Origin of the sequence: Streptomyces sp. NPDC050549, assembly GCF_040655035.1 — a bacterium.
Taxonomy (GTDB): domain Bacteria; phylum Actinomycetota; class Actinomycetes; order Streptomycetales; family Streptomycetaceae; genus Streptomyces.
The window spans coordinates 264558-284030 of record NZ_JBFAJD010000002.1; the positions used below are offsets into that span (position 1 = coordinate 264558).

General features: G+C 68.7%; 20 protein-coding genes. 1 reads left to right on the top strand and 19 read right to left on the bottom strand.

Translation table 11 applies throughout. The annotated features are described in order from the left end of the window. Window positions 1-9: 9 nt before the first annotated feature. The 9 genes from AB0I51_RS05280 to AB0I51_RS05320 form a co-directional block, all read right to left on the bottom strand. Window positions 10-879 (bottom strand): ABC transporter permease, encoded by an 870-nt coding sequence (locus AB0I51_RS05280; RefSeq protein ID WP_362971601.1) that lies wholly within the window; start codon window positions 877-879, stop codon window positions 10-12. After that, window positions 876-1841: an ATP-binding cassette domain-containing protein gene (locus tag AB0I51_RS05285; RefSeq protein WP_362971603.1), complete on the bottom strand. Its 966-nt coding sequence runs from the start codon at window positions 1839-1841 to the stop codon at window positions 876-878. The genes AB0I51_RS05280 and AB0I51_RS05285 overlap by 4 nt, the downstream gene beginning before the upstream one ends. Beyond that, window positions 1838-2287 (bottom strand): lasso peptide biosynthesis B2 protein, encoded by a 450-nt coding sequence (locus AB0I51_RS05290; RefSeq protein ID WP_362971605.1) that lies wholly within the window; start codon window positions 2285-2287, stop codon window positions 1838-1840. The genes AB0I51_RS05285 and AB0I51_RS05290 overlap by 4 nt, the downstream gene beginning before the upstream one ends. Continuing rightward, window positions 2284-2547, bottom strand: a complete 264-nt coding sequence (locus AB0I51_RS05295) for a lasso peptide biosynthesis PqqD family chaperone (protein ID WP_362971607.1) — start codon at window positions 2545-2547, stop codon at window positions 2284-2286. Before AB0I51_RS05295 ends, AB0I51_RS05290 begins: the two co-directional genes overlap by 4 nt. Beyond that, window positions 2544-4385, bottom strand: coding sequence for a lasso peptide isopeptide bond-forming cyclase (locus AB0I51_RS05300; RefSeq protein ID WP_362971609.1), 1842 nt, complete (start codon window positions 4383-4385; stop codon window positions 2544-2546). Before AB0I51_RS05300 ends, AB0I51_RS05295 begins: the two co-directional genes overlap by 4 nt. A gap of 73 nt (window positions 4386-4458) precedes the next feature. Next, complete coding sequence (locus AB0I51_RS05305; RefSeq protein ID WP_103079660.1) at window positions 4459-4587, bottom strand: aborycin family tricyclic lasso peptide; 129 nt, start codon at window positions 4585-4587, stop codon at window positions 4459-4461. A 116-nt stretch (window positions 4588-4703) separates the two neighbouring features. Further along, entirely contained in the window at window positions 4704-5456 is a 753-nt protein-coding gene (locus tag AB0I51_RS05310) for an ABC transporter permease (RefSeq protein ID WP_362971611.1), read from the bottom strand. Beyond that, window positions 5449-6372: an ATP-binding cassette domain-containing protein gene (locus AB0I51_RS05315; RefSeq protein ID WP_362971613.1), complete on the bottom strand. Its 924-nt coding sequence runs from the start codon at window positions 6370-6372 to the stop codon at window positions 5449-5451. Before AB0I51_RS05315 ends, AB0I51_RS05310 begins: the two co-directional genes overlap by 8 nt. A gap of 179 nt (window positions 6373-6551) precedes the next feature. Continuing rightward, a complete protein-coding gene (locus tag AB0I51_RS05320) occupies window positions 6552-7685 on the bottom strand; it encodes a sensor histidine kinase (RefSeq protein WP_362971615.1) in 1134 nt (377 codons plus the stop codon). Window positions 7686-7835: 150 nt separating this feature from the next. On the opposite strand from AB0I51_RS05320, the gene AB0I51_RS05325 reads away from it, so the two are divergent. Beyond that, complete coding sequence (locus AB0I51_RS05325) at window positions 7836-8528, top strand: response regulator transcription factor (protein WP_362971617.1); 693 nt, start codon at window positions 7836-7838, stop codon at window positions 8526-8528. Between the two features lie 317 nt (window positions 8529-8845). Here the strand turns inward: AB0I51_RS05325 and AB0I51_RS05330 are convergent, their stop codons facing one another. The 10 genes from AB0I51_RS05330 to AB0I51_RS05375 form a co-directional block, all read right to left on the bottom strand. Beyond that, complete coding sequence (locus AB0I51_RS05330) at window positions 8846-9760, bottom strand: 2-hydroxy-3-oxopropionate reductase (RefSeq protein ID WP_362971902.1); 915 nt, start codon at window positions 9758-9760, stop codon at window positions 8846-8848. A gap of 9 nt (window positions 9761-9769) precedes the next feature. After that, window positions 9770-10987, bottom strand: coding sequence for an FAD-dependent oxidoreductase (locus tag AB0I51_RS05335; RefSeq protein ID WP_362971619.1), 1218 nt, complete (start codon window positions 10985-10987; stop codon window positions 9770-9772). Next, window positions 10969-12378 (bottom strand): FAD-dependent oxidoreductase, encoded by a 1410-nt coding sequence (locus tag AB0I51_RS05340; protein ID WP_362971621.1) that lies wholly within the window; start codon window positions 12376-12378, stop codon window positions 10969-10971. Before AB0I51_RS05340 ends, AB0I51_RS05335 begins: the two co-directional genes overlap by 19 nt. A gap of 4 nt (window positions 12379-12382) precedes the next feature. Continuing rightward, window positions 12383-14470, bottom strand: coding sequence for a molybdopterin oxidoreductase family protein (locus AB0I51_RS05345; RefSeq protein WP_362971623.1), 2088 nt, complete (start codon window positions 14468-14470; stop codon window positions 12383-12385). Next, window positions 14463-15842 (bottom strand): nitrate/nitrite transporter, encoded by a 1380-nt coding sequence (locus AB0I51_RS05350; protein ID WP_362971625.1) that lies wholly within the window; start codon window positions 15840-15842, stop codon window positions 14463-14465. The genes AB0I51_RS05345 and AB0I51_RS05350 overlap by 8 nt, the downstream gene beginning before the upstream one ends. A 178-nt stretch (window positions 15843-16020) precedes the next feature. Beyond that, window positions 16021-16842 carry a PAS domain-containing protein gene (locus AB0I51_RS05355; protein ID WP_362971627.1) on the bottom strand — a complete coding sequence of 274 codons (822 nt, stop codon included), beginning with the start codon at window positions 16840-16842 and terminating at the stop codon, window positions 16021-16023. A 24-nt stretch (window positions 16843-16866) separates the two neighbouring features. Continuing rightward, a complete protein-coding gene (locus AB0I51_RS05360) occupies window positions 16867-17586 on the bottom strand; it encodes an SDR family oxidoreductase (RefSeq protein WP_362971629.1) in 720 nt (239 codons plus the stop codon). A 20-nt stretch (window positions 17587-17606) separates the two neighbouring features. Then, complete coding sequence (locus AB0I51_RS05365) at window positions 17607-17843, bottom strand: acyl carrier protein (RefSeq protein ID WP_362971631.1); 237 nt, start codon at window positions 17841-17843, stop codon at window positions 17607-17609. 18 nt (window positions 17844-17861) lie between these two features. Beyond that, window positions 17862-18935 carry a cytochrome P450 gene (locus AB0I51_RS05370; protein ID WP_362971633.1) on the bottom strand — a complete coding sequence of 358 codons (1074 nt, stop codon included), beginning with the start codon at window positions 18933-18935 and terminating at the stop codon, window positions 17862-17864. Between the two features lie 71 nt (window positions 18936-19006). Continuing rightward, the gene (locus AB0I51_RS05375; RefSeq protein WP_362971635.1) at window positions 19007-19471 is read right to left on the bottom strand and encodes a hypothetical protein; all 465 of its coding nucleotides are present in this window, start codon (window positions 19469-19471) and stop codon (window positions 19007-19009) included. Window positions 19472-19473 lie beyond the last annotated feature (2 nt).

The following is a 19473-nucleotide window of genomic DNA, read 5'->3' on the forward strand; positions in this document are numbered from 1 at the left end:
CTCCCCGGCTCATGACGTACGGGAGAACCGGTAGCCGGCGAGACCCAGCGCGACCGCGGTGAGGGCGGCCAGGACACCCAGTTCGGCGGCCACGGGCGGGTGCCAGTCGCCGAGCATCAGCCGGGTCTGCTCCGAGGTGAGCACGCTCGGTCCCGGCAGGGTCCGGCGGACCGCGTCGACCCCGTACGTCAGCGGGTTGAGCTTGACGACGGTGTCGAGCCAGCCGGGCAGGCCGTTGGGCGGGAACATCGCGCCGGAGAAGAACATCAGCGGCATCAGGCTCAGGTTCACCACGACCTGGAAGGTGTCGACCTGCCGGATGGTGACGGCGGCGAGCAGCCCGAGCGAGGTGAACATGAGGGAGACCAGCAGGAGTTCGAGCAGGACGACCAGCAGCATCGGCGTGTAGCGGATGCTCGCGATCCCGCCGACGGACAGCACCATGAGGCCGTAGACCGCGCCGGTGGTGGCGCCGCCGAGAGCCAGTCCGAACACGATGGACGCGCGCGGGAACGGTGCCACGAGCATCTGGCGCAGCACCCCCAGCCTGCGGTCCCACACCAGCGAGATGCCCACCGCGATCGCCGGTGCCTGCACCGACATGACCAGCGTGCCGGGGAACAAGTAGGCCCGGTAGTCGTTCAGCTGGGCCTTGCCGAGGCTGGACGACGCCGCGTCGAGGCCGGTGCCGAGGACGACGAGGAACAGCAGGGGTGTCACCAGGCCCATGGCCAGGCGCACGGGGTTGTGCCGCAGCCGGGTCATCTCCCGCCGCCAGAGCAGCAGGACGGGGCGTGCCGGGTTGCGGGACCGGTCGGTCGGTGGCGCGGCGGCGGTGACGTCGCTGAGTGCGGCGGGTGCGGTGTCGGTCCGGCTCATCGCAGTCCTTCCCCGAGGTTGCCGAGCGTGCGTGGACCGGTCGGGCTCTCCCGGATGGCGAGACCGGTGTGGTGCAGGAAGACGTCGTCGAGCGTCGGCGGGGCGATGGCGACCTCGCGTACGGTCACGCCGAGTCCGGTGCACAGACGCGGCACCAGGGCCGCCGCGCGCTCCACCCGGAGCAGCAGGCCGTCCGGAGTGGACTCCGCCGGGAGACCGAACCGGTCGCCGAGGACTTCGGCGGCGCGCTCGTCGTCGTCGGTGCGCAGGACGACGAGGTCGGCTCCGATGACGGACTTGAGGTCCGCGGGCGTGCCCTCCGTGACCACCTTGCCCCGGTCGATGATCGCGATCCGGTCGCAGTGCTCGGCCTCGTCCAGTTGATGGGTGGTGACGAAGACCGTGATGCCCCGCTCCCGCCGCAGCCGCTCCAGGTGCTCCCAGACGGCGGCGCGGGTCTGGGCGTCCAGCCCGGTCGTCGGCTCGTCGAGGAACAGCACGCTGGGCTCGGCGAGCAGGCCACGCGCGATCTCCAGACGGCGGCGCAGTCCGGTGGAGAACTGCCGTACCGGCACCCTGCGGCGCTCGGAGAGGTCCATCAGGTCGAGCATCGAGGCGATCGCGTCGCGGGACGCGCGCCGGGAAAGACCGCACAGGTCGGCCTGGAAGCGGAGGTTCTCGGCGGCGGTGAGATCCAGGTCGAGGGTCGACTCCTGGAACACGATGCCGATACGGCGGCGGACCTCGGCGGGCCGGGCGGCGACGTCGAAGCCGGCCACCTCGGCGCGGCCCGCGGTGGGCCGCAGCAGGGTGGTCAGCATGTTGATGGTGGTGGTCTTGCCCGCGCCGTTCGGCCCGAGGAAGCCGTACACGCTGCCCGTGGGCACGGTCAGGTCGAGCCCGTTCACGGCCGGCGTCGTGCCGTAGTACGCGTAGAGGCCCTCGGCCCGGATCGCAGTCATGAGCGACTCCTTTCAGGGGTGTTCCGGCGTTCGTCCGGGCGGCGGACCGCCAGGACCGTGCGGAACACGCTGAGTTCGCCCGGCTCGTCCACCGGCCGCCCGCCGGCCTCCACCCAGGCGTGCGCGCCGAACGGTTCGGTCCTGAATCCCGTGCACCAGTCGGCCCACCTGCCGTGCGCCCGGCACAGCAGGACGGTGGCCACGGAGCGCTGCAGGCAGCCGAGGCCCGCGCAGCGGGTGCTGACCGAGACGACGGACCGGCGGGCGTACGCCACCTCGGCGTATCCGGCGGGCCGGGACCCCTTGCTGACCACGCCCAGCACGCGGTGCAGCCGGGCCGGCGGCAACCGGACCAGCAGCCGGGCCGCCCCCGCGGCGCACCGGGGGCCGAACTGCCGGCACCAGGGCAGCCGCGGGGCCTGTTCCGCCACGGCGGGGGTGGTCACGAGGCCACCTCCACGAGCTTGGCCGCGCTGAGCGCGTCGATGAGTGCCTGGACGTCCTGCCGTGCCTGGTCGTCGCTGACCGGGGCCGCGGCGCACAGGCCGGCGGCGGCCGTGTCGGGCGCCTGTCCGTCGAGGAGTTGGCGCAGGACGCCCGCGCCGGAGTGGTTCAACTGCCAGTAGCGGCCGTGGCGCCCGTCGAGGAGTACGGCCCCGGACTCGATGTCGGTGAGGGTGACGTCGCGGGCGAGGGTCAGCTTCATCGGAGTTCTCCCGTGGGGGTGTTCCGGGCGGGTGGCAGGGGGTGTGTCTCCGGGTGGGTCCGCAGCCAGCTCTCGCAGGCCACGGTGGTGTCGATCGGCTGCAGGTGATGGGACATCGGCCCCGGGTTCAGCACCGCGGACCGGAAGGCCGCCGGGTCGATGAGGCCGAGCCGGGCGAGCTGGGAGTCCTCGCACAGTTCCAGGATCCGGGCCCGGTTGCGGGCCAGGCCCCGGAACGCCTCCGCGCTGAACTCGCCCTTGTCGCGGCGGCCCAGGATGTCCGCGGGGACGAGACCCTGTGCGGCCGAGGTGAGCAGCGGCTTGAACCGGCCGCCGAGCAGGCGCTGGTCGATCCGGGTGGCCAGGGCCGCCTCCACCACCCGGTCGTCGAGGAACGGCGCGTCCCAGGTGATGCCGGCGTCCCCGAGGGCGGTGTTGACCTGGCGGACGGTGGTTCCCTCGAAGACGAGCGAGGCGAGCGCCTGGTGCCGGGCCCGGTCGGCGTCCAGGGGCCCGGGTCCCTCGGTGGCGGCGTCGGTGAGCAGGGTGCGGACCGCGGCCACGGCGTCGGGGGTCGCCCAGGCCGGCATGCGGGGCGCGAACACCCAGCCGAAGTCGGGTTCGTCGACGGGCGGGGGCGGGGCGTCGATGCGGGCGGCGACCCGGCCGAGGTTCCGCGCGAACGTCGACCGGTCCAGCAGCGAGCGTACGGTCGCCCGCCACGGCCAGCGATTGGCCAGCCGGTAGCGGTTGACCAGCCGCAGCCCGCCGACCGGGGTGGCCCGGGCCAGGGACCAGGCGCAGGCGGGCATCCGGCCGAACAGCTCGTCACCGCCGAAACCGGTCAGGTGCAGCGTGGCGCCCTCCGCCGTGGCCCGCTTGGCCAGGTCCTGGATGTGGGCCAGTCCGGAGGCCCAGGTCGAGGGACCTTCCGGGGCCGCGCCCACCAGGTCGGCGGTGTAGCCGATGTCGAACAGGTTCTCGGCGCGGTCGGCGGACAGCGTGTGGTGCCGGGCCGCCGGCAGGCACTCCGCGGCCCGCTGGGCCCACATCGTGTCCGCGTTGGCGCTGTCGATCGGCATCACGTGGTACGTGACCAGGTCGGCCCCGGCCGCGTGGGCGAGGAAGCACAGTGAGGTGGAGTCCAGGCCGCCGGACAGGTCGGCGCTGAGGGTGCCGCCCGCGGCGACCCGGGTGGTGATCGCGTCGTCCAGCGCGGAGCGGACGGCGGCCGCGCCCTCCGCGAGCGTGAGCGACGGCTCCGGGAGTTCCCACCAGCGGATCTGCCGGGCCCGGCCGCCCGGGTCCAGTTCCAGCCAGTGGCCGGTGGCGAGCGCCTCGACGCCCCGGCGGACGGGGCGTTGGGCGAGTGGCCAGGGTGGTCCGCCCGGGGCCAGCAGGCGGGCGGCGAGCACGGTCTCGTCGAGGCCGGCGCCGGTCAGCCGCAGCAGGGGCTCCACCCCGCTCGCGGCGACGGTGACCCCGTCGACGACGGCCGTGAAGATCTGTCGTACGCCGACGGCCGAACCCTGCACCCTGGTCCTGCCGTCCAGTGAAACCAACAGGTGGAAGTTTCCCGGCAGTCGGGACGCGGTCGCGTCCACGTCGTGCAGTGAGCGCAGCCGGCCGAGCGCCGCCGTAGCGGCGGTCTCGTCGAGCCGGGTGCGGCCCAGTACGACCATCCGCCGTGGGCCCGCCCCGACGACGACGGCCTCGGCTCCGGGCCAGTCGCCGACGATCCAGGGCCGCCCCGACGCGTGGTCGATACGCCGCGTCGCCCGCAGCCGGCCGGCCGCCGCGGCACCCGCCGGGCAGTCCGGAAGAACCACGAATTCCATGTCGCCTCGTTCCCCGTCTCCTCGTTGCCCCGGGTGGTGCCGGTGCGTGTGAACGCACCGGCACCGGACGTGATCACCAGAAGCAGACGATCGCGTAGCCGCAGCCGGCGAAGTCGTTGCAGCTTCCGACGCCGAGGCACTTCGTGAGCTCCTCGAAGTCGCCGACTTCCTGGAGCATGGGGGGTTCGTAGATCGCGGACATGGGGGACCTCCCGTATCGGATCGGTCAGGCCGACCTTGTTCGGCCTGTGATCTGTCACGGAAGTTACGGGGCGGAATGTCCCACCGGCATGGGGCAGTTGTCCCACACCCGTCCTGTCAGCTGTCCCAACGGCGCTGGCGCACCCAGCCCCAGCCGAGGGCGGCGAGAGTCCAGGCGAGCAGCACCGTGAAGCCGAAGGCCGTGTGCGGGGAGCGGACGGTGAGCAGTTCGTTTCCCGCCTGGTCGGGGAAGTACCGGGCCATCTCCTTGGTGGCCCCGATGAGGGACAGGATGTGCGTCCCGGCGAGCACCATCGGCAGCAGTACGGCCAGCGGTACGACGGCGTTGCGGGCGATCGCTGCGATACCGGCCGCGAACAGGCACATCAGGGTCAGATAGACGACCGCCCCGGCCAGGGCGCGCGGGACACCGCTCGCGCCGAGCGAGGAACCGTGGGACCCGAGAGCCGCCTGGGTGGCCAGATAGCCGAGGACGGTGACGGGGACGGACACGGTCACCGCCGCCAGGGCGGTGACGACCGTTTTCGCCATGTAGAGCCGTCCGCGCCGGGGCACGGCGAGCAGGGAGACACGGATCATGCCGGACGTGTACTCGCTGGTGACGACGAGCACACCGAACACGATCAGCGCCAACTGGCCGTAGAGGATGCCGTCGAGACCGGCCTGCTCCGGGGTGAAGTCGGAACGCAGGCTCGGGTTGTCGGACTCCAGCGCGTTCTTCGCGGACCAGCCGTCAAGGGCGGCGATGAGGACGCTGACCGCGGCGAACAGCAGCAGTGAGATCTGCGTGCCGCGAATACCGCGCAGCTTGGTGGTCTCGGCGCGGACCGCCGCGAGGGTCTCAGACATGCGTGTTCCTGCCTTCCTCACCGAGGGCGTGGCGGCCCTCTCCGATGACGTCGAGGAACGTCTCCTCCAACGACCCGGCGTGGGTGGCGAGTTCGTCGAGAGGGAAGCCGCCCGCCGCGGCGATCCGGCTGACGTCCGCGGCCGCCATGCCCACGACGTCCAGACCGCTGCCGGGAACCCGGCTCACAGTGGCGCCGCGACCTTCCAACTCCCGTCCGAGCCGGTCGGGTTCGGTGGTGCGGACCCGGACGTACGACCGTCCGTGACGCTCGATGAAGTCCGACATCCCGGTGTCGGCGAGAAGGCGGCCCCGGCTGATGACGACCAGATGATCGGCGACCAGGGCCATCTCGCTCATCACATGGCTGGAGATGAGGACGGTACGGCCCTCGGCGGCCATCGAGCGGAGCAGGTCGCGAAGCCAGCGGATGCCCTCGGTGTCCAGGCCGTTGACCGGCTCGTCGAGCACGAGCACGGGCGGGTCCCCGAGGAGCGCGGCGGCCAGGCCCAGCCGCTGGCCCATACCGAGGGAGAAGGTGCCGGTCCGGCGCCGGGCCGCGTCCGCCAGCCCGACCGCCTCCAGGACCTCGTCGACCCGGCCGCGGGCGATCCGGTTGCTCTGGGCGAGCCAGCGCAGATGGTCGCGCGCGGTCAGACCGCGGTGCGGGGCCGAGGTCTCCAGCACGGCGCCGATGTGGCGCAGGGGGTAGGTCAGGTCGCCGTAGGCGTGTCCGTCGATCCGCGCCGTTCCGGTGTCGGGGCGGGTCAGGCCCAGCAGCATCCGCAGAGTGGTCGACTTCCCGGCGCCGTTGGGGCCGAGGAAGCCGGTGACGGCTCCGGGCCGCACCGTGAAGGTCAGACCGTCCACGACGGTGGCCGGCCCGTACCGCTTGGTCAGGTTCTGGACGTCAATCACGCGACGAGTCTGGCCGCGCCGGCCGCACCACACATCGGACCGGGGTCGGGACGACACGGGCCGGTTCCGCGGACCGGACCCATACCGGGGTATGAGACTGTTTCAGCCATATGCGGCGGGCGTGACGTAGGGCGGCTCGCGTGGCACCAGTACGGTCACGTAGGGCGATCGGCGTGGCGCTAGTACGGCAGTGTCGCGAGGATCCGGAAGCCCGCGCCGGGGCCGGGGCCCGCGGTGAGGGTCCCGCCGTGCGCGACGGCCCGTTCCCTCATCCCGACGAGCCCCATGTTGCCGCCGGGCACGGTCGGTCGGTGCCCGGGGCCGGGGCCGTCGTCGGTGACGCCGATCGTCAGCACGCCGTCCTGTGCGGTCACGCTGACCAGGCAGCGGGTCGGAGCAGCGTGTTTGACGACGTTGGTCAGGGCCTCCTGGACGATCCGGAAGGCGGTCAGCGCGACCCCGTCGGGCGGTTCCTCCGCACAGTCGGAGCGCAGGTCGACGCTGACGCCCGCCGCCTCGGCCGTACGGACGAGGGAGGGGAGGTCCGACAGTCCGGGCACCGGCTGGAGGTCCTGCTGCTGGTCGACGTGTTCCCGGCGCAGCACCTTGAGCGTGGCCCGCATGTCGCGCAGCGCCCTGCGGCTGATGTCCTCGATGACGGTGAGGGCCTCCTTGGCCTCCTCGGGGTGGGTGGCGATGACGTGGTTGGCGACCCCGGCCTTGATCGCGATCAGGCCCACGCTGTGGGTGACGACGTCGTGGATGTCCCGGGCGATCCGTATACGTTCCTCGACCTTGGCCTGCTCGGCCGCCTGCACGATGGTCCGCCGCAGGCTCTCGCGCCGCTCCCGTACGGCCGTCCCCGCGGCCCACGTCGCCCCCAACATCAGTAACCCGAACAACAGTTGAACTGCCAGGGTGCCGCCCGTGTAGTGCTGCCCGCCCGTCACCGTCAGCAGGGCCGCGCCCGCCGTGCACGCCCCGCCGACGATCACCGCCGACCGGTCCGACTGCCGTCGCCGTGTCGTCGCGACCAGGTACAGGGCGTAGGCGGCGGCGAGGAAGACGACAGGGCCGAGACCGGCGGCCAGCGCCGCACAGGACGCGACGAGGACGATCGCGAACACCGCGACGGGCCACAACCGCCGTACGACGAGCGGCAGCGCGGTGGCGAACGAGAGCAGCGACACGGTCAGCCCACCGGGCGCACCGCCGCCGTCGGGCCGTACCAGCGTCAGTTGTGGAAGCAGGGCGAACCCGAGGGCCGCCGCCCCGTCGAGGAGGATCAGGCGTCGGCGCGAGACATCTCCCATGTCCTGAACCTATGCGCCTGATCAGCCGGACGTCCAACACGGCCGGAACAGGACCATGACCGCTTAAGTCGCTGCGGTCCGTCCGTTTCGTCTGCCTAGGCTGGCACGGTCTTTGCAGGCGTTCAACGCTTACCACGGGGGTGCAAAGCTATGCGGATCAACCTGTTCATTCTCAGCGAGGACCCGGTGTCCCTGGCCGGACTCGAGGCGATCGTCGAACAGGACGACAGCGTCAACCTCATCGGCACAGCGGTCGACGAGTCCCACGGCCTTCGATGTCTGGAGAACAACCCGCTCCGCCCCGACGTCGTGCTCATCGCCGAACCACCGTCAAAGCGCGCCATCTGCAGGAACGTCGCCTGGATCGTCTCCCTGTACCGCCAGGAGAAGTCCCGCCCGCAGATCGTCGTGGTGTCGCAGAACGACTACGACGACGTCATCGTCTCCGCCCTCCGTCTCGGCGTGAACGGCTATCTCGCGCGGATCGCGTCGCCGGAGGAACTGTTCCAGTCCCTGCACATCGTGGCCCGCGGGGGAGCCGCGTTCAGCCCGACGATCGCGGCCCGCTTCAGCAGCTTCTTCGCCACGATCCAAAGACTCCCCGAGCCGCCCGAGTTCTCCCAACTGACCAGCAGGGAGACCGAGATACTGGAACTGCTCGCGGACGGCATGAACAACCGCCAGATCGCCCGGCGCCTCTTCCTCGCCGAGAAGACCGTACGCAACTACGTCTCCCGCATCTTCACCAAACTGGAGGTGCACGACCGGGCCGCCGCCGTACTGCGCGCACGGGACGCCGGCTTCGGCGACCAGCCGGACACGGTACTGCCGCAGCACGCCTGACAACACCGGAGCCCGAGCGCGCACGGAGCGCCTCCCCGGGGAGGAAACCCCGGGTCGGCGACGTGGTGCATGGTGCCCCCGGCAGGATTCGAACCTGCGACACCCGCTCTAGGAGTGGGATCGAATCCATGATCGGGGGTGCTGGTTCATGCCGGGTGGCGCTGTCCTCGCAGGTCAGTGCCGTCCGGCATGATTCTTGATCCAGCTCATGACGGGTGCTGCTCCGCCATCCGCTCACGCATCGCTCACGCGTGCGGGGGCGTTCCTGCCTGCGACGAAGCTGTTCCTGTGTGGTGACGGCCTATGGGCGCGTTGCCTTACTCATGGTCGTATCCGCTGAGGAGTTCGACGCCCCGGAGCAGGGCGGAGTGGTCGAGGGCTGCATCTCCACGGGTCACGGCGGACGCCACGAGCTGGGCGGCGATGCTGCCCAGGGGGATGGCGGCGCCGATCGCGCGTGCGGTGTCGGCGACGATGCCCATGTCCTTGTGGTGGAGGGCCATCTTGAAGCTGGGCGTGTAGTCGCGATCCAGGAAGTTGGTCCTCTTGCGGGTGAGGACGTTGGAGCCGGCGAGGCCGCCGCTCAGGACGTCGAGGGCGGCTTCGAGATCCACACCCGACTTTTCGAGGAAGATGATGGCTTCCGCGCACGCCTGAATGTTGATCGCCAGGATCAGTTGGTTGGCGGCTTTCACCGTCTGACCAAGGCCATGGGAGCCGCAGTGCGTGATGGTCCTGCCCAGCGCTTCGAAGACGGGCTTCGCCTCCTCGAAGTCGTTGGCTTCCCCACCGACCATGACGGACAGGATGCCTTCGATGGCACCGGCCTCGCCGCCTGCAACCGGGGCATCCAGAACGCGAATTCCCTGTTCGTCGGCGTTGCTGGCCAGCTTGATCGAATTCTGCGGGGCGATGGTGGACATGTCGATCAGCAGGGCTCCCGGCCGGGCGTTGGCCAGGATTCCGTCAGGGCTGTAGGCGACCTTCTCTACTTGGGGGGCGTCCGGCAGCATCGTGATCACGATGTCGGCGTCGCGGACCGCTTCGCGTATCGACATCGCGGCTCGGCCACCTGCTGCCAGCAAGGGCCCCGTCCTGCCGTCGCTGCGGTTCCAGCCGTACACGGTGTGTCCGGCTCTGCACAGGTTGACAGCCATCGGGCTGCCCATGGTGCCGAGGCCGAGGAAGCCGATCGTCTTCAACGTGAGGTTCCTTTGTGAGGGTGGTGGCAGAGGAGACGTTCAAGGGAGGAGCAGTTGCTCCAGGTCTGTGGGCGGCCGGTGACCGACGAGGGAACGGATCGCCGTCCAGGAGCCGGTGTCTCCGGCGAGGATTCCGCCCAGCAGGTCACCGCTGTCCTCGTTCAGAAGGATCTTGGCGTAGCGGTCGGTTCCTTCGGCAAAGACGACTTCGACCGCGCGGCCGTGGTCGGGCCTGACGGCGCCGAAGGCCGCGATCTTCACGCCGAGGAGCTTGAGAGTGGTGGAGTTGTCCGTGCTGGTGAAGGGTTCAGGCTTCTGCCCCGTCAACTGGTGTGCCACGCTCTCGGCCATGCGGTATCCGGGAGCGACCAGGCCGTAGCAGCGTCCGTTCACGGCTGCGCATTCACCGATGGCCCATACCCGCTCGTCAGCGGTGCGGCAGAGATCGTCGACGGCGAAGCCACCGCGCTCACCGCGCTCGAGGCCCATGGCATCGGCCAGTTCATCCCGTGGTCGGATGCCGGCGGAGAAGACAACCAGGTCGGCCTCCAGAACCGTGCCGTCCGAGAGCGTGACGGCACGCACCTTGCCGTTGGCCCCGGTGTCGATCGAGGCTGTCGCTGTGCCGCAGTGCACACGCAGGCCCAGCTCCGTGACATGCTGATGAAGCACGCGTCCGGCGCCCGAGTCGAGCTGTGCCGGCATCAAGTGAGGGCCGGTTTCCACGACATGGGGGCGCATGCCGAGCAGACGCAATGCGTTCGCTGCCTCCAGACCGAGAAGTCCGCCCCCGACGACGACGCCCGGGCGCCCGGGACGCGCGGCGGCGCGCAGGGCATCGAGGTCGTCGAAGGTGCGGTACACGAAACAGCCGGTCAGATTGTTACCGGGAACCGGGGGGACGAACGGGCGTGAACCGGTGGCCAGTACCAGGGCGTCATAGGAGATCCGGTCGCCGTGGGTTGTCTGCGCCGTACGAGCGGTCCGATCCACCGAGATGACAGGGCATCCCAATAGAAGATCCATACGGGGGTCGGTGAGGAAGTCCGCTCCGGCAAGGGTGAGGTCACTCTTGCTCTTGCCATCCAGGTACGAGGACAAGCCGACGCGGTCGTACGCGGGGTAGTGCTCCTCTGCTGCGATGACGATGCGCCAGGCATGGTCGGTGTCCAGAGCTCTGAGCTGATCGACGAGCCGGTGGCCCACCATGCCGTGCCCGATGACGAGGAGTGTCCGCGTCACGATGCCTTCTCCCATTCGTATCGGGTCTCGCGCGTCCAGAGGTCGCACAGCTCCTCGACGGACTGACTGCAGCCGCCGCAGCCCGTTGTGGCACGGGTCGCCTCGGCGAGCGCAGTGACCGTGCGGGAGCCTGCTCGCCATGCGTGGAGCAGCGTCTGCTTCGAAACGTTGTTGCACAGGCAGATCGGAGTCTTCTCGTCGGCTGCGGCGCTGTCAGACGCCAGCCTGGGAGGCAGGTCCAGCAGCAAGCCGAGCCGGTCGGAGGGAAGGCGCTCCATGCGCCTGTGGAGGAGCCCGATCGTGGCGATGGCCTGAGGGAGGCCGAGCAGCACAGCCGCAACGACGCGTTCGTCGCGCAGTGCGAGACGCGCGTACCGTCGGTTGGCCCGGTCGGTCAGGCTGATCAACCGAGTACCGGGCTGATGCAGATCGGCGAGTGAGCCGATGGCGGACACGTCCGCCACATCGGTGCGCAGACGCAGTGAGGCGGGGCGGGGTCGATAGTCCGCAGCGCGGCCGGTGAGGATCTCGGCGAGGGTTTCTGCCTGCTCCCAGGCGGCGCTGAGACCAGCCATGACCTGGCCGTCGTGTTCAGCGCAGTCACCGATGGCGTGGATACGCGGGTCGCTGGTACGCAACTGGTCATTGACCACTGTCCCGTTGCGGACGTCCAGACCCGCTTCGCGAGCGAGACGGGTGTCGGGAGCGGCCCCGGTGCACAGGATGAGCGTGTCAGCGGGCACTGTGGTCCCGTCTACCAGACAGAGACTGCCCGGTAGACGGCGCACAGCGGGCCTCCCGGCGATCACGGTGACCCCGACTTGCTCCAGTTGCTCGGAGAGCATGCCGCTGCAGGTTTCGCCCAGATGCGTGGACAGGGGCTGGGGGGTGGCGCAGACCAGGGTGGTTTTGCCACGGCGAGCGGCGAGCACGCTTGCTGTTTCCACCGCGTGGGGGCCCTCTCCGAGGACGACGACGGCGTTCCCTGTGATCCGCGGCAAGATGGCGGCTGTGCCTGGTGCGACAACGCCCTCCGTCAGGTGCCCTTCGGCACTGACCAGGCCAGGGATGTCAGGTATCAGGGGGCGGGTCTCTGGGGCGAGGACCAGAGTGTCGTAGGAATACGCGACCTCTGCCCCACTCACTTGTGCCAGTACGCGGTGGTGTTCCGGATCGATGCTGGTTACCGCAGAAGCCACGTGGATGTGGATCGTGGGCAGAGAGGACAAGCCGAGGGTGTCGGAGGCGTACGGCGTTACGGAACTGAACGGAGACGCCGACTGACGGCAGGAGGTCTCCAGTTCGGAACCCAGCACGGTGAGAGTTCCCTCATAACCGTGGTAGCGCATTCGTTCCACGAGCCGCTGAGCCGCTGGCCCGTTGCCGACGATGAGGATGTTGCTCAAGGTGTCACTCCTGATAGGGGGCGATCCGCACGGCGCACACCTTGAACTCGGGCATACCGCTGTGAGGATCCAGCGCAGGGTGGGTGAACAGGTTGGCTCGGCTCTCGTCCGGAAAATGGAAGGGCACGAAGACGGTGTCCAGGCGCATCGTCACGTCTGTTCGGACCCGGGCCGTCATGCTGCCGCGCGCGGAGGCAACCAGGGCGAGGTTGTGGTCGGCCAGCCCGCACCGGGCTGCGGTGTCGGGGTGGATTTCTAGGAATGCCGCGGGAACGGCCTCGTTCAACTCCGCGATGCGGCGGGTCTGGGCGCCCGACTGATAGTGGGCCAGCACCCTGCCGGTCGTGGCGTAGAGAGGATAGGCGGGACTGATCTCCTCTGCTGGCCCTCGATAGTCCACGTCTGCGAACCGGGCCTTGCCGTCGGCGTGCGCGAACCGGTCCAAGAAGAGCCTCGGCGTGCCGGGGTGCGGGTCCCGGGCATCAGGGCAGGGCCAGTGCAGGGTCTCGCCGGCATCCAGACGCTCGTAGGAAATGCCGGAGTAGTCGGCCTTACCGCCGCGAGACGCGGCGCGCAACTCCTCGAACACCTCTTGCGGATCTGTCGGATAGCGGTTTGCAGGCTCGCCCAGCCGTACGGCGATGTCGTGCAGGACATGAAGGTCGCTCCGTACCTCGGACGGAGGTGGCAGCAGCGAACGACGGCGCAGTACGCGGCCTTCGAGGTTGGTCATCGTTCCCTCCTCCTCGGCCCACTGCGTGACGGGCAGCACCACATCAGCCATGCGGGCCGTTTCAGAGGGCACGAAGTCGGCCACGACCAGGAGATCGAGTGACGCGAGCCGCTCTGCCACGTGCGAGGCGTGCGGGGCAGAGACGGCGGGATTTGAACCGAACACCAGGAGCCCTCGCGGGCCCTGTTCACGGCCCAGCGCGTCCAGGAGTTCGTAGGCGGTACGTCCGGGGCCTGGCAGATCATCCGGTGCCACGCCCCATACGTGGGCGACGTGGGCGCGCGCTGCCGGATCGGTAATAGGCCGGTAGCCAGGCAGTTGGTCGGCCTTCTGCCCGTGTTCCCGGCCGCCTTGGCCGTTGCCCTGGCCGGTGAGGCATCCGTACCCGCTGCCGAACTGCCCTGGCAGGCCAAGGGCGAGCGCGACGTTGACGAATCCCGCGACGGTGTCGGTGCCCTTGCTGTGCTGCTCGACGCCTCTACCAGTCAGGACATACGCGCTTCGGGCCTCGGCGAGCATCCGGACCGCCTTGCGTTGCGTGCCTGCGGGCACACCGGTGACCTCTTCGACCCGCTCCGGCCACCATGCCATTGCCCGTTGCGCCGCGGCGTCGAAGCCGAGGGTGCGCTCGTAGACGTAACTTCGGTCGATCAGCCCTTCCACGAGGGCGACATGCAGTAGGCCGAGCGCGAGCGCGAGGTCGGTGCCCGGCATGGGCTGCAGATGAAGCGCCGCGCGCCGGGCGGTGGCGGTGCGCCGGGGATCCATGACGATGAGTTGAGCCTGGTCGAGGTGTTGCATCAGAGGCGGCATGGTCTCGGCGACGTTCGCGCCTGCCAGCAGTACCGTCTCTGCGCTACTGAGATCGGTAACAGGGAAGGGCAGGCCCCTGTCCAGGCCGAACGCCGCGTTGCCGGCCGCCGCGGCGGACGACATGCAGAACCGGCCGTTGTAGTCGATCTGGCTGGTGCCCAGGGCGAGGCGGGCGAACTTGCCCAGCATGTATGCCTTCTCATTGGTCAGACCGCCGCCGCCGAAGACCGCCGCGGCATCCGTGCCGTGCTGGGCGCGGATCCTCTGCAGGCCCTCTGCCACGGTGTCCAGGGCACTGTCCCAGGAGGCTGCTTTGAGTCGACCGTCTGCACCGCGGACGAGCGGTCGGGTCAGCCGGTCAGCGGTGTTCAGCACCTCGGTGGCGGTCCAGCCTTTTTGACATAGCCGGCCGCGGTTGACCGGAAAGTTCGTTGGCTGCACCTTGACCCCGACCTCCGAGTCGCCGCGCAGCTGCGTGCCACACTGCAGGGCGCAGTACGGGCAGTGGGTGTTCGCTTCGGGTACGGGGGCGGGCAGTTCAGACACTGCTGATTTCCTTCACGGGGTCTGTGTCCTTCTTGTCCTCGGCCGGAATGCGGCGCAGGTAGACGGTTCGGAGCACGGCCATGCACAGCACGTAGTAGGTGAGGAAGGCGATGAAGGCGGAGGCGCCGGATCCGGATCCGTTGGTGTAGGAGAGCTTGAACGCGAGGTTGATGGCGGCACCGCCGAGCGCGCCGATGGCTCCGGCGATGGCGATGACCGCACCGGACAAGCGCCGGGTCCGGGCGAAGGCATCACTCGCGTTGCGGCCGGAAGTGACCTCGTCCTCGGCCTTCTTCGCGAAGACGGCCGGGATCATCTTGTATGTGGAGCCGTTGCCGAGGCCGCTCAGGATGAACAAGGCGATGAAGCCGGCGATGAACGTGCCGAAGGAGTTTTGCTTGGACGCCACGATGAGTACGACGGTGCCGACACCCATGCCGAGGAAGTTCCAGAAGGTCACCCGCGCGCCGCCCAAGCGGTCGGCCAGCCAGCCGCCCAGCGGACGGGAGAAGGATCCCAACAGCGGGCCGAGGAACGTGTAGCTGACGGCTTCTTGCGGCGAGGCTCCGAATTCGTTCTGCAGGACGAGGCCGAGAGCAAAGCCGTAGCCGATGAACGAGCCGAACGTACCGATGTAGAGAAGCGAGATCCACCAGGTGTCGTGGTCTCGGACCGCCTCGCGTTGGGCGCCGGGCTCGGCCCGTACGGCGTCGACGTTGTCCATCTTCCAGGCCGACAGCAGTGCGACCACAACGATCAGCGGCAGGTATACGGCCGCGACGTACGAGGGGTGGGTATCGCCCGCGACGGAGATGACCGTGAGTCCGATGAGCTGGACCGCCGCGACGCCGAGGTTTCCGCCGCCCGCGTTGAGACCGAGTGCCCAGCCCTGATGGCGCTGCGGGTAGAAGGCGGTGATGTTCGTCATCGAGGAGGCGAAGTTGCCTCCGCCGACGCCCGCCAGAGCGCCGATTGCCAGGAATACCCACAGAGGGGTGCCCGGTCGCTGCACGAAGTACAAGGCCAGGAGCGTGGGCACGAGCAAGATCCCGGTGGCGAACACGGTCCAGTTCCGTCCGCCGAACCGGGTCACCGCGTAGCTGTAGGGCAGGCGCAGCAGTGAGCCGACGATGGTGGGCGTGGCAACCAGCAGGAACTTCTCACCAGGACTGAAGCCGAGGCCGATCTCGGGAGACATGAACAGGACGAGGACGGACCACAGCGTCCATACCGAGAACCCGACGTGCTCGGAGAGGACGGAGAGGATGAGGTTGCGGCGGGCTACACGATGGCCTCCTTTGTGCCAGGCATCTTCGTCCTCGGGATCCCAGCCGGTGAGCCAGCCGTCTCGTCGGGCAGATGTGTGAGCCATGTTCACTCCGGGTGCGTGACGGGCTTTGTGGGCACAGACAGGCCCCGGCGAGGGTTGCTCGCCGGGGCCCGGCGTATCGGTTGAGCACCGCTGTTTCAGCGGAAGGGGCGGAGCGCGTCTCAGACCGAGGGCATCGACAACGAGACGGTCTGGAACGCGGCTTGTGGCGTCAGGCGGCTCAGAAGCTGAGGTCCAGTGCCTTGACCTTGTCCCGCTCGCGATCCGGGTGGCTGTCGGGGAAGACGAAGCAGCGGGTGTTCTTCAGCTTGTTGTCCTCGACCTTGGCCGTGGAGAAGATCACCACCGGGACCCGCTCCCCCTTGTTGAGGAAGTCCGCGCGGAAGTCGATGATTGGCGCGTCCTCGCCCCATCGGCCCAGGAAGTCCTCTACGACGTCCTGGTCGGCGTAGATGTGCCGGATGTGGTGGCCGACGTAGGTGTCCGGCTGCTCGCTCGCCCCGACGATCGCGACGTCCTTCCAGTTCGCGTGGGCGACCGTGCCGTCCTCCTCGATGAGATGGATGGCGACCGGGCAGTTGTCGTAGTACGCCTGGATGAACTTGAGCGCGTCCTCACCGACCGGCGTGTAGGACTCGTTGGCGTGGTCAACCTGTTTGATCCATGCCTGGGCGGTGGAGGAGCCCTCGCCCGACGCAGGGGACGGGGTGGGGTGGGTGGTGACCGGTCGCAGGGCCCAGAAGCCGTAGGTCTTGCCGTCGACCTCACCGAAGCCGACGTTGGCGTACCCGGATGCGAAGTCGGGGTTCGTGAAGGTCGCCGCCTGGTTCTCAACCGGCGTCCCGGCCGCCAGCAGGGCGTCGTAGTCGTCGATACCCAGTGCATCGGCGAGCTTGGTGCCGGCCGCGGCGTTGCCTCCCAGAAGCTCCGCGGCGGCCTTGTTGGCCAGCGCCACGGTGCCGTCGGCGTCGGTGACCAGCATGCCGGGGGAGGCCCAGTTGAACAGGTCGAGAAGCTGCTCGGAAGAGGGGTAGTTGGACATGGTTGTCTGTCTGCCTTTCTCTTGTTACAAAACCTTGCGGCTGTAGTTGAAGACCTGACCGGTGGGTCCGTTCGACGGGAACTCGGCGATGGCGACGATCCACTCCGCCACGGTGCGCGGCGACTTGAGCCAGTCCGTTCCGAATCCCGCGTTGATGGCGCGGATGATCTGGTCGCTCACCTCGCCATCCAGCCCAGCCATCGTCATGGCGGTTGCCACGGGGCCGGGACGTACCTCGTTCGCCACGACGCCGTCGTCGGCGAACTCGACCGAGCACGCTCGCATCAAGGTCGTCATCGCGGCCTTGCTGGCCGCGTACGCCCAGCGTTCGGGCTTGTAGCCGTTCGCCAGGCTCGCCCCGACGAACGTCATTGAGCCTCCGCCGCTCTGTTTGAGCAGCGGAGCCGTTGTCTGGATGAGGTTCAGTGCCGTGCGGATGTTGGTCTCGTAGGTTTCCGCCGCTACCGGCCACTCGACCTTGACCAGGTCGACCGGATCCGGTGAGGCGCCGGCGTTGAGCACCACGGCCTTGACCCCGTCCGCGGCGGCATCGGCGGCGGAAGCGAGAGCGGCCTGCACAGCTTCAGCGTCACGCAGGTCGGCGACGCAGTCGACGTAGCTGTTTTCCTTCGCGAGGGCAGGGTTGCCGCGTCGAGACAGGCCGATGACGGTGTACTTCCGGCGGAGGAACTCCGTTGCCACGGCCGCGCCGATCCCGGACGAGGTTCCGGAGACCACCGCCACCGGGGAGGCGTTGACTCCCATCAAGCGGCCTGGAAGACGGCCGTCTCGATGGCCTTGAGCGTGCGCATGGACTCGATGGTGATGACGCCCGGATCCAGCTTCTGACCGTGCAGGCGCTCGATCTCGATCACCATCTGGACGAACTGGAGGCTGGTCACCGCGCCCGACTGGATCAGGTCGGTGTCGTCCTGGATGTCGAGCGGCGCCTCGTGCAGGCCGTCGAGCCACTTGCGCAGCGACACTATCTTGCTTTCCACTGTGCTCTCTCTCCTTCTTTACCTTGTCCTGAACTCGACAGAAAAGTCGGTGGGATGGGAGAACGACTGGCTCTCCATGCCGAGGCGATCGCGGGTGATGACGACGTCCGAGCAGCGCTGGATGATCTCCTGGATGAGCAGAGAGAACTCCGTCTTGGCGAGCATCGCTCCCGGGCAGGCGTGTGCTCCGGCCGCAAAGGGAATCGAGCCCTTCAGGCTCCTGCCCGTCTGAAACCGGTCAGGGTGGTTGAAGACCCGAGGGTCGCGGTTGGCTCCGGCTATCGAGGCCAGTACCGCCGAGTGCCGTGGTACTTCCACGCCTTGAACGGTCAGGTCCTCGCTTGCGAACCGGACGATCGTCTGCACCGGTGGATACAGCCTCAGGACCTCTTCGATGTACGCGTCCCGGATCGCCTCGTCGAGAAGTTCGTCCAGGCGGAAGATGCCACGGCCCAAGCAGTACACGAGCGAGGTGATGAACGCGCTGCTGGTTTCGGTACCGGCCAGGAAGAACAGCAGCGCCGTGGACCGCACTTCGCCGTCCGTCAGTGAGATGCCCTTGCGGTCTCGGGTCCGCTCGATCGTCTCCAGCAGGGACTGTCCGCCGCCGGTCCTGGCAGCCCGCTGTTCTTCGATCAGCCGCAGCAGCTCGGCGACGTTGGCGTGCGTCTCGTCGGTCTCCTGGGTGGGATAGTCCAGAAGCCGCGCCAGCGGCCGCGTCAGCTTGTGGAACCGGTCCTCCAGCGAGGCGTCGATACCGAGGATCGTGCACACGATTCCGTACGGCACTTTGTGCGCGAAGGAGTCGTAGAAGTTGTCAGTCTCGATGCCCGCCAGGCTGTCCGCCAGGCCGTGAATGAGCCTGGGCATCAGCGCCTGTTTGTACTCCGCGATGCGCCCGGCGGACAGAATCGGCGCCAGTAGGGCGCGGAAAGCCCTGTGACTCGGCCCATCGGCGTCGAGCACATTGGGGCCGAAGGCGCGCGCGCTGGCCTTGAGTGGGTGCTCAGCCACGATCAAGGGGTGGGCCAGCGCTTCCTGCACGGCCGCGTTGCTCGTCACGGCGAAGAGCCCCTCGTCCAGCTGGTGCACGTCAGCCTCTGCCGGCAAGTGCCGGTACCAGTACGGCTGTGACAGAAGACTCGCCGGAGACCCCATCGTCGCTACGCCGGGCATGTCACATGCCCCCCGACGCCCAGGCCGCTGATACCGGCCAGCAGCCGCATAGCTGAGAGCCATTCGGCGTTGGTCAGTCCCATGGAGCCGGGTTCCGTGTAGAACGCGGTGAGCGATCCGTTCCTACCACCGGGGCCATATATTTTGCAGTGGAAAATCGCCTGGCCTCTGAGTCCCTCAGAAGGTACGAGAGGCACGGCTTCGGTACCAGCAAACCCGACCAGCCCGTCGGTGCCCAAGGCCAGGCTTCCGAAGACGATGGCTATTTCCGGGGTGAAGTTTCGTCGGATGAGCTCAAAGGTCAGCTTCAGGCGTTCTTCGGGGTCGGGCTGTGCGGAATAGCGATCGAGGAGGGCGTTCGCCGCCTCCTGTACTCGTTCAATCCGTCGCTTACTCTGGATGGATTCGAGCGCAACGGAGAATTTCTCTTCCGTACGATTCTGTGTACTCAAGA

Bases quoted from the DNA above. Each gene is read 5' to 3' on its own strand.
- AB0I51_RS05310 (WP_362971611.1), bottom strand. From the start codon at position 5,456: ATGTCTGAGACCCTCGCGGCGGTCCGCGCCGAGACCACCAAGCTGCGC.
- AB0I51_RS05300 (WP_362971609.1), bottom strand. From the start codon at position 4,385: ATGGAATTCGTGGTTCTTCCGGACTGCCCGGCGGGTGCCGCGGCGGCC.
- AB0I51_RS05355 (WP_362971627.1), bottom strand. From the start codon at position 16,842: ATGTCCAACTACCCCTCTTCCGAGCAGCTTCTCGACCTGTTCAACTGG.
- AB0I51_RS05295 (WP_362971607.1), bottom strand. From the start codon at position 2,547: ATGAAGCTGACCCTCGCCCGCGACGTCACCCTCACCGACATCGAGTCC.
- AB0I51_RS05305 (WP_103079660.1), bottom strand. From the start codon at position 4,587: ATGTCCGCGATCTACGAACCCCCCATGCTCCAGGAAGTCGGCGACTTC.
- AB0I51_RS05285 (WP_362971603.1), bottom strand. From the start codon at position 1,841: ATGACTGCGATCCGGGCCGAGGGCCTCTACGCGTACTACGGCACGACG.
- AB0I51_RS05350 (WP_362971625.1), bottom strand. From the start codon at position 15,842: ATGGCTCACACATCTGCCCGACGAGACGGCTGGCTCACCGGCTGGGAT.
- AB0I51_RS05320 (WP_362971615.1), bottom strand. From the start codon at position 7,685: ATGGGAGATGTCTCGCGCCGACGCCTGATCCTCCTCGACGGGGCGGCG.
- AB0I51_RS05280 (WP_362971601.1), bottom strand. From the start codon at position 879: ATGAGCCGGACCGACACCGCACCCGCCGCACTCAGCGACGTCACCGCC.
- AB0I51_RS05325 (WP_362971617.1), top strand. From the start codon at position 7,836: ATGCGGATCAACCTGTTCATTCTCAGCGAGGACCCGGTGTCCCTGGCC.
- AB0I51_RS05335 (WP_362971619.1), bottom strand. From the start codon at position 10,987: ATGGGAGAAGGCATCGTGACGCGGACACTCCTCGTCATCGGGCACGGC.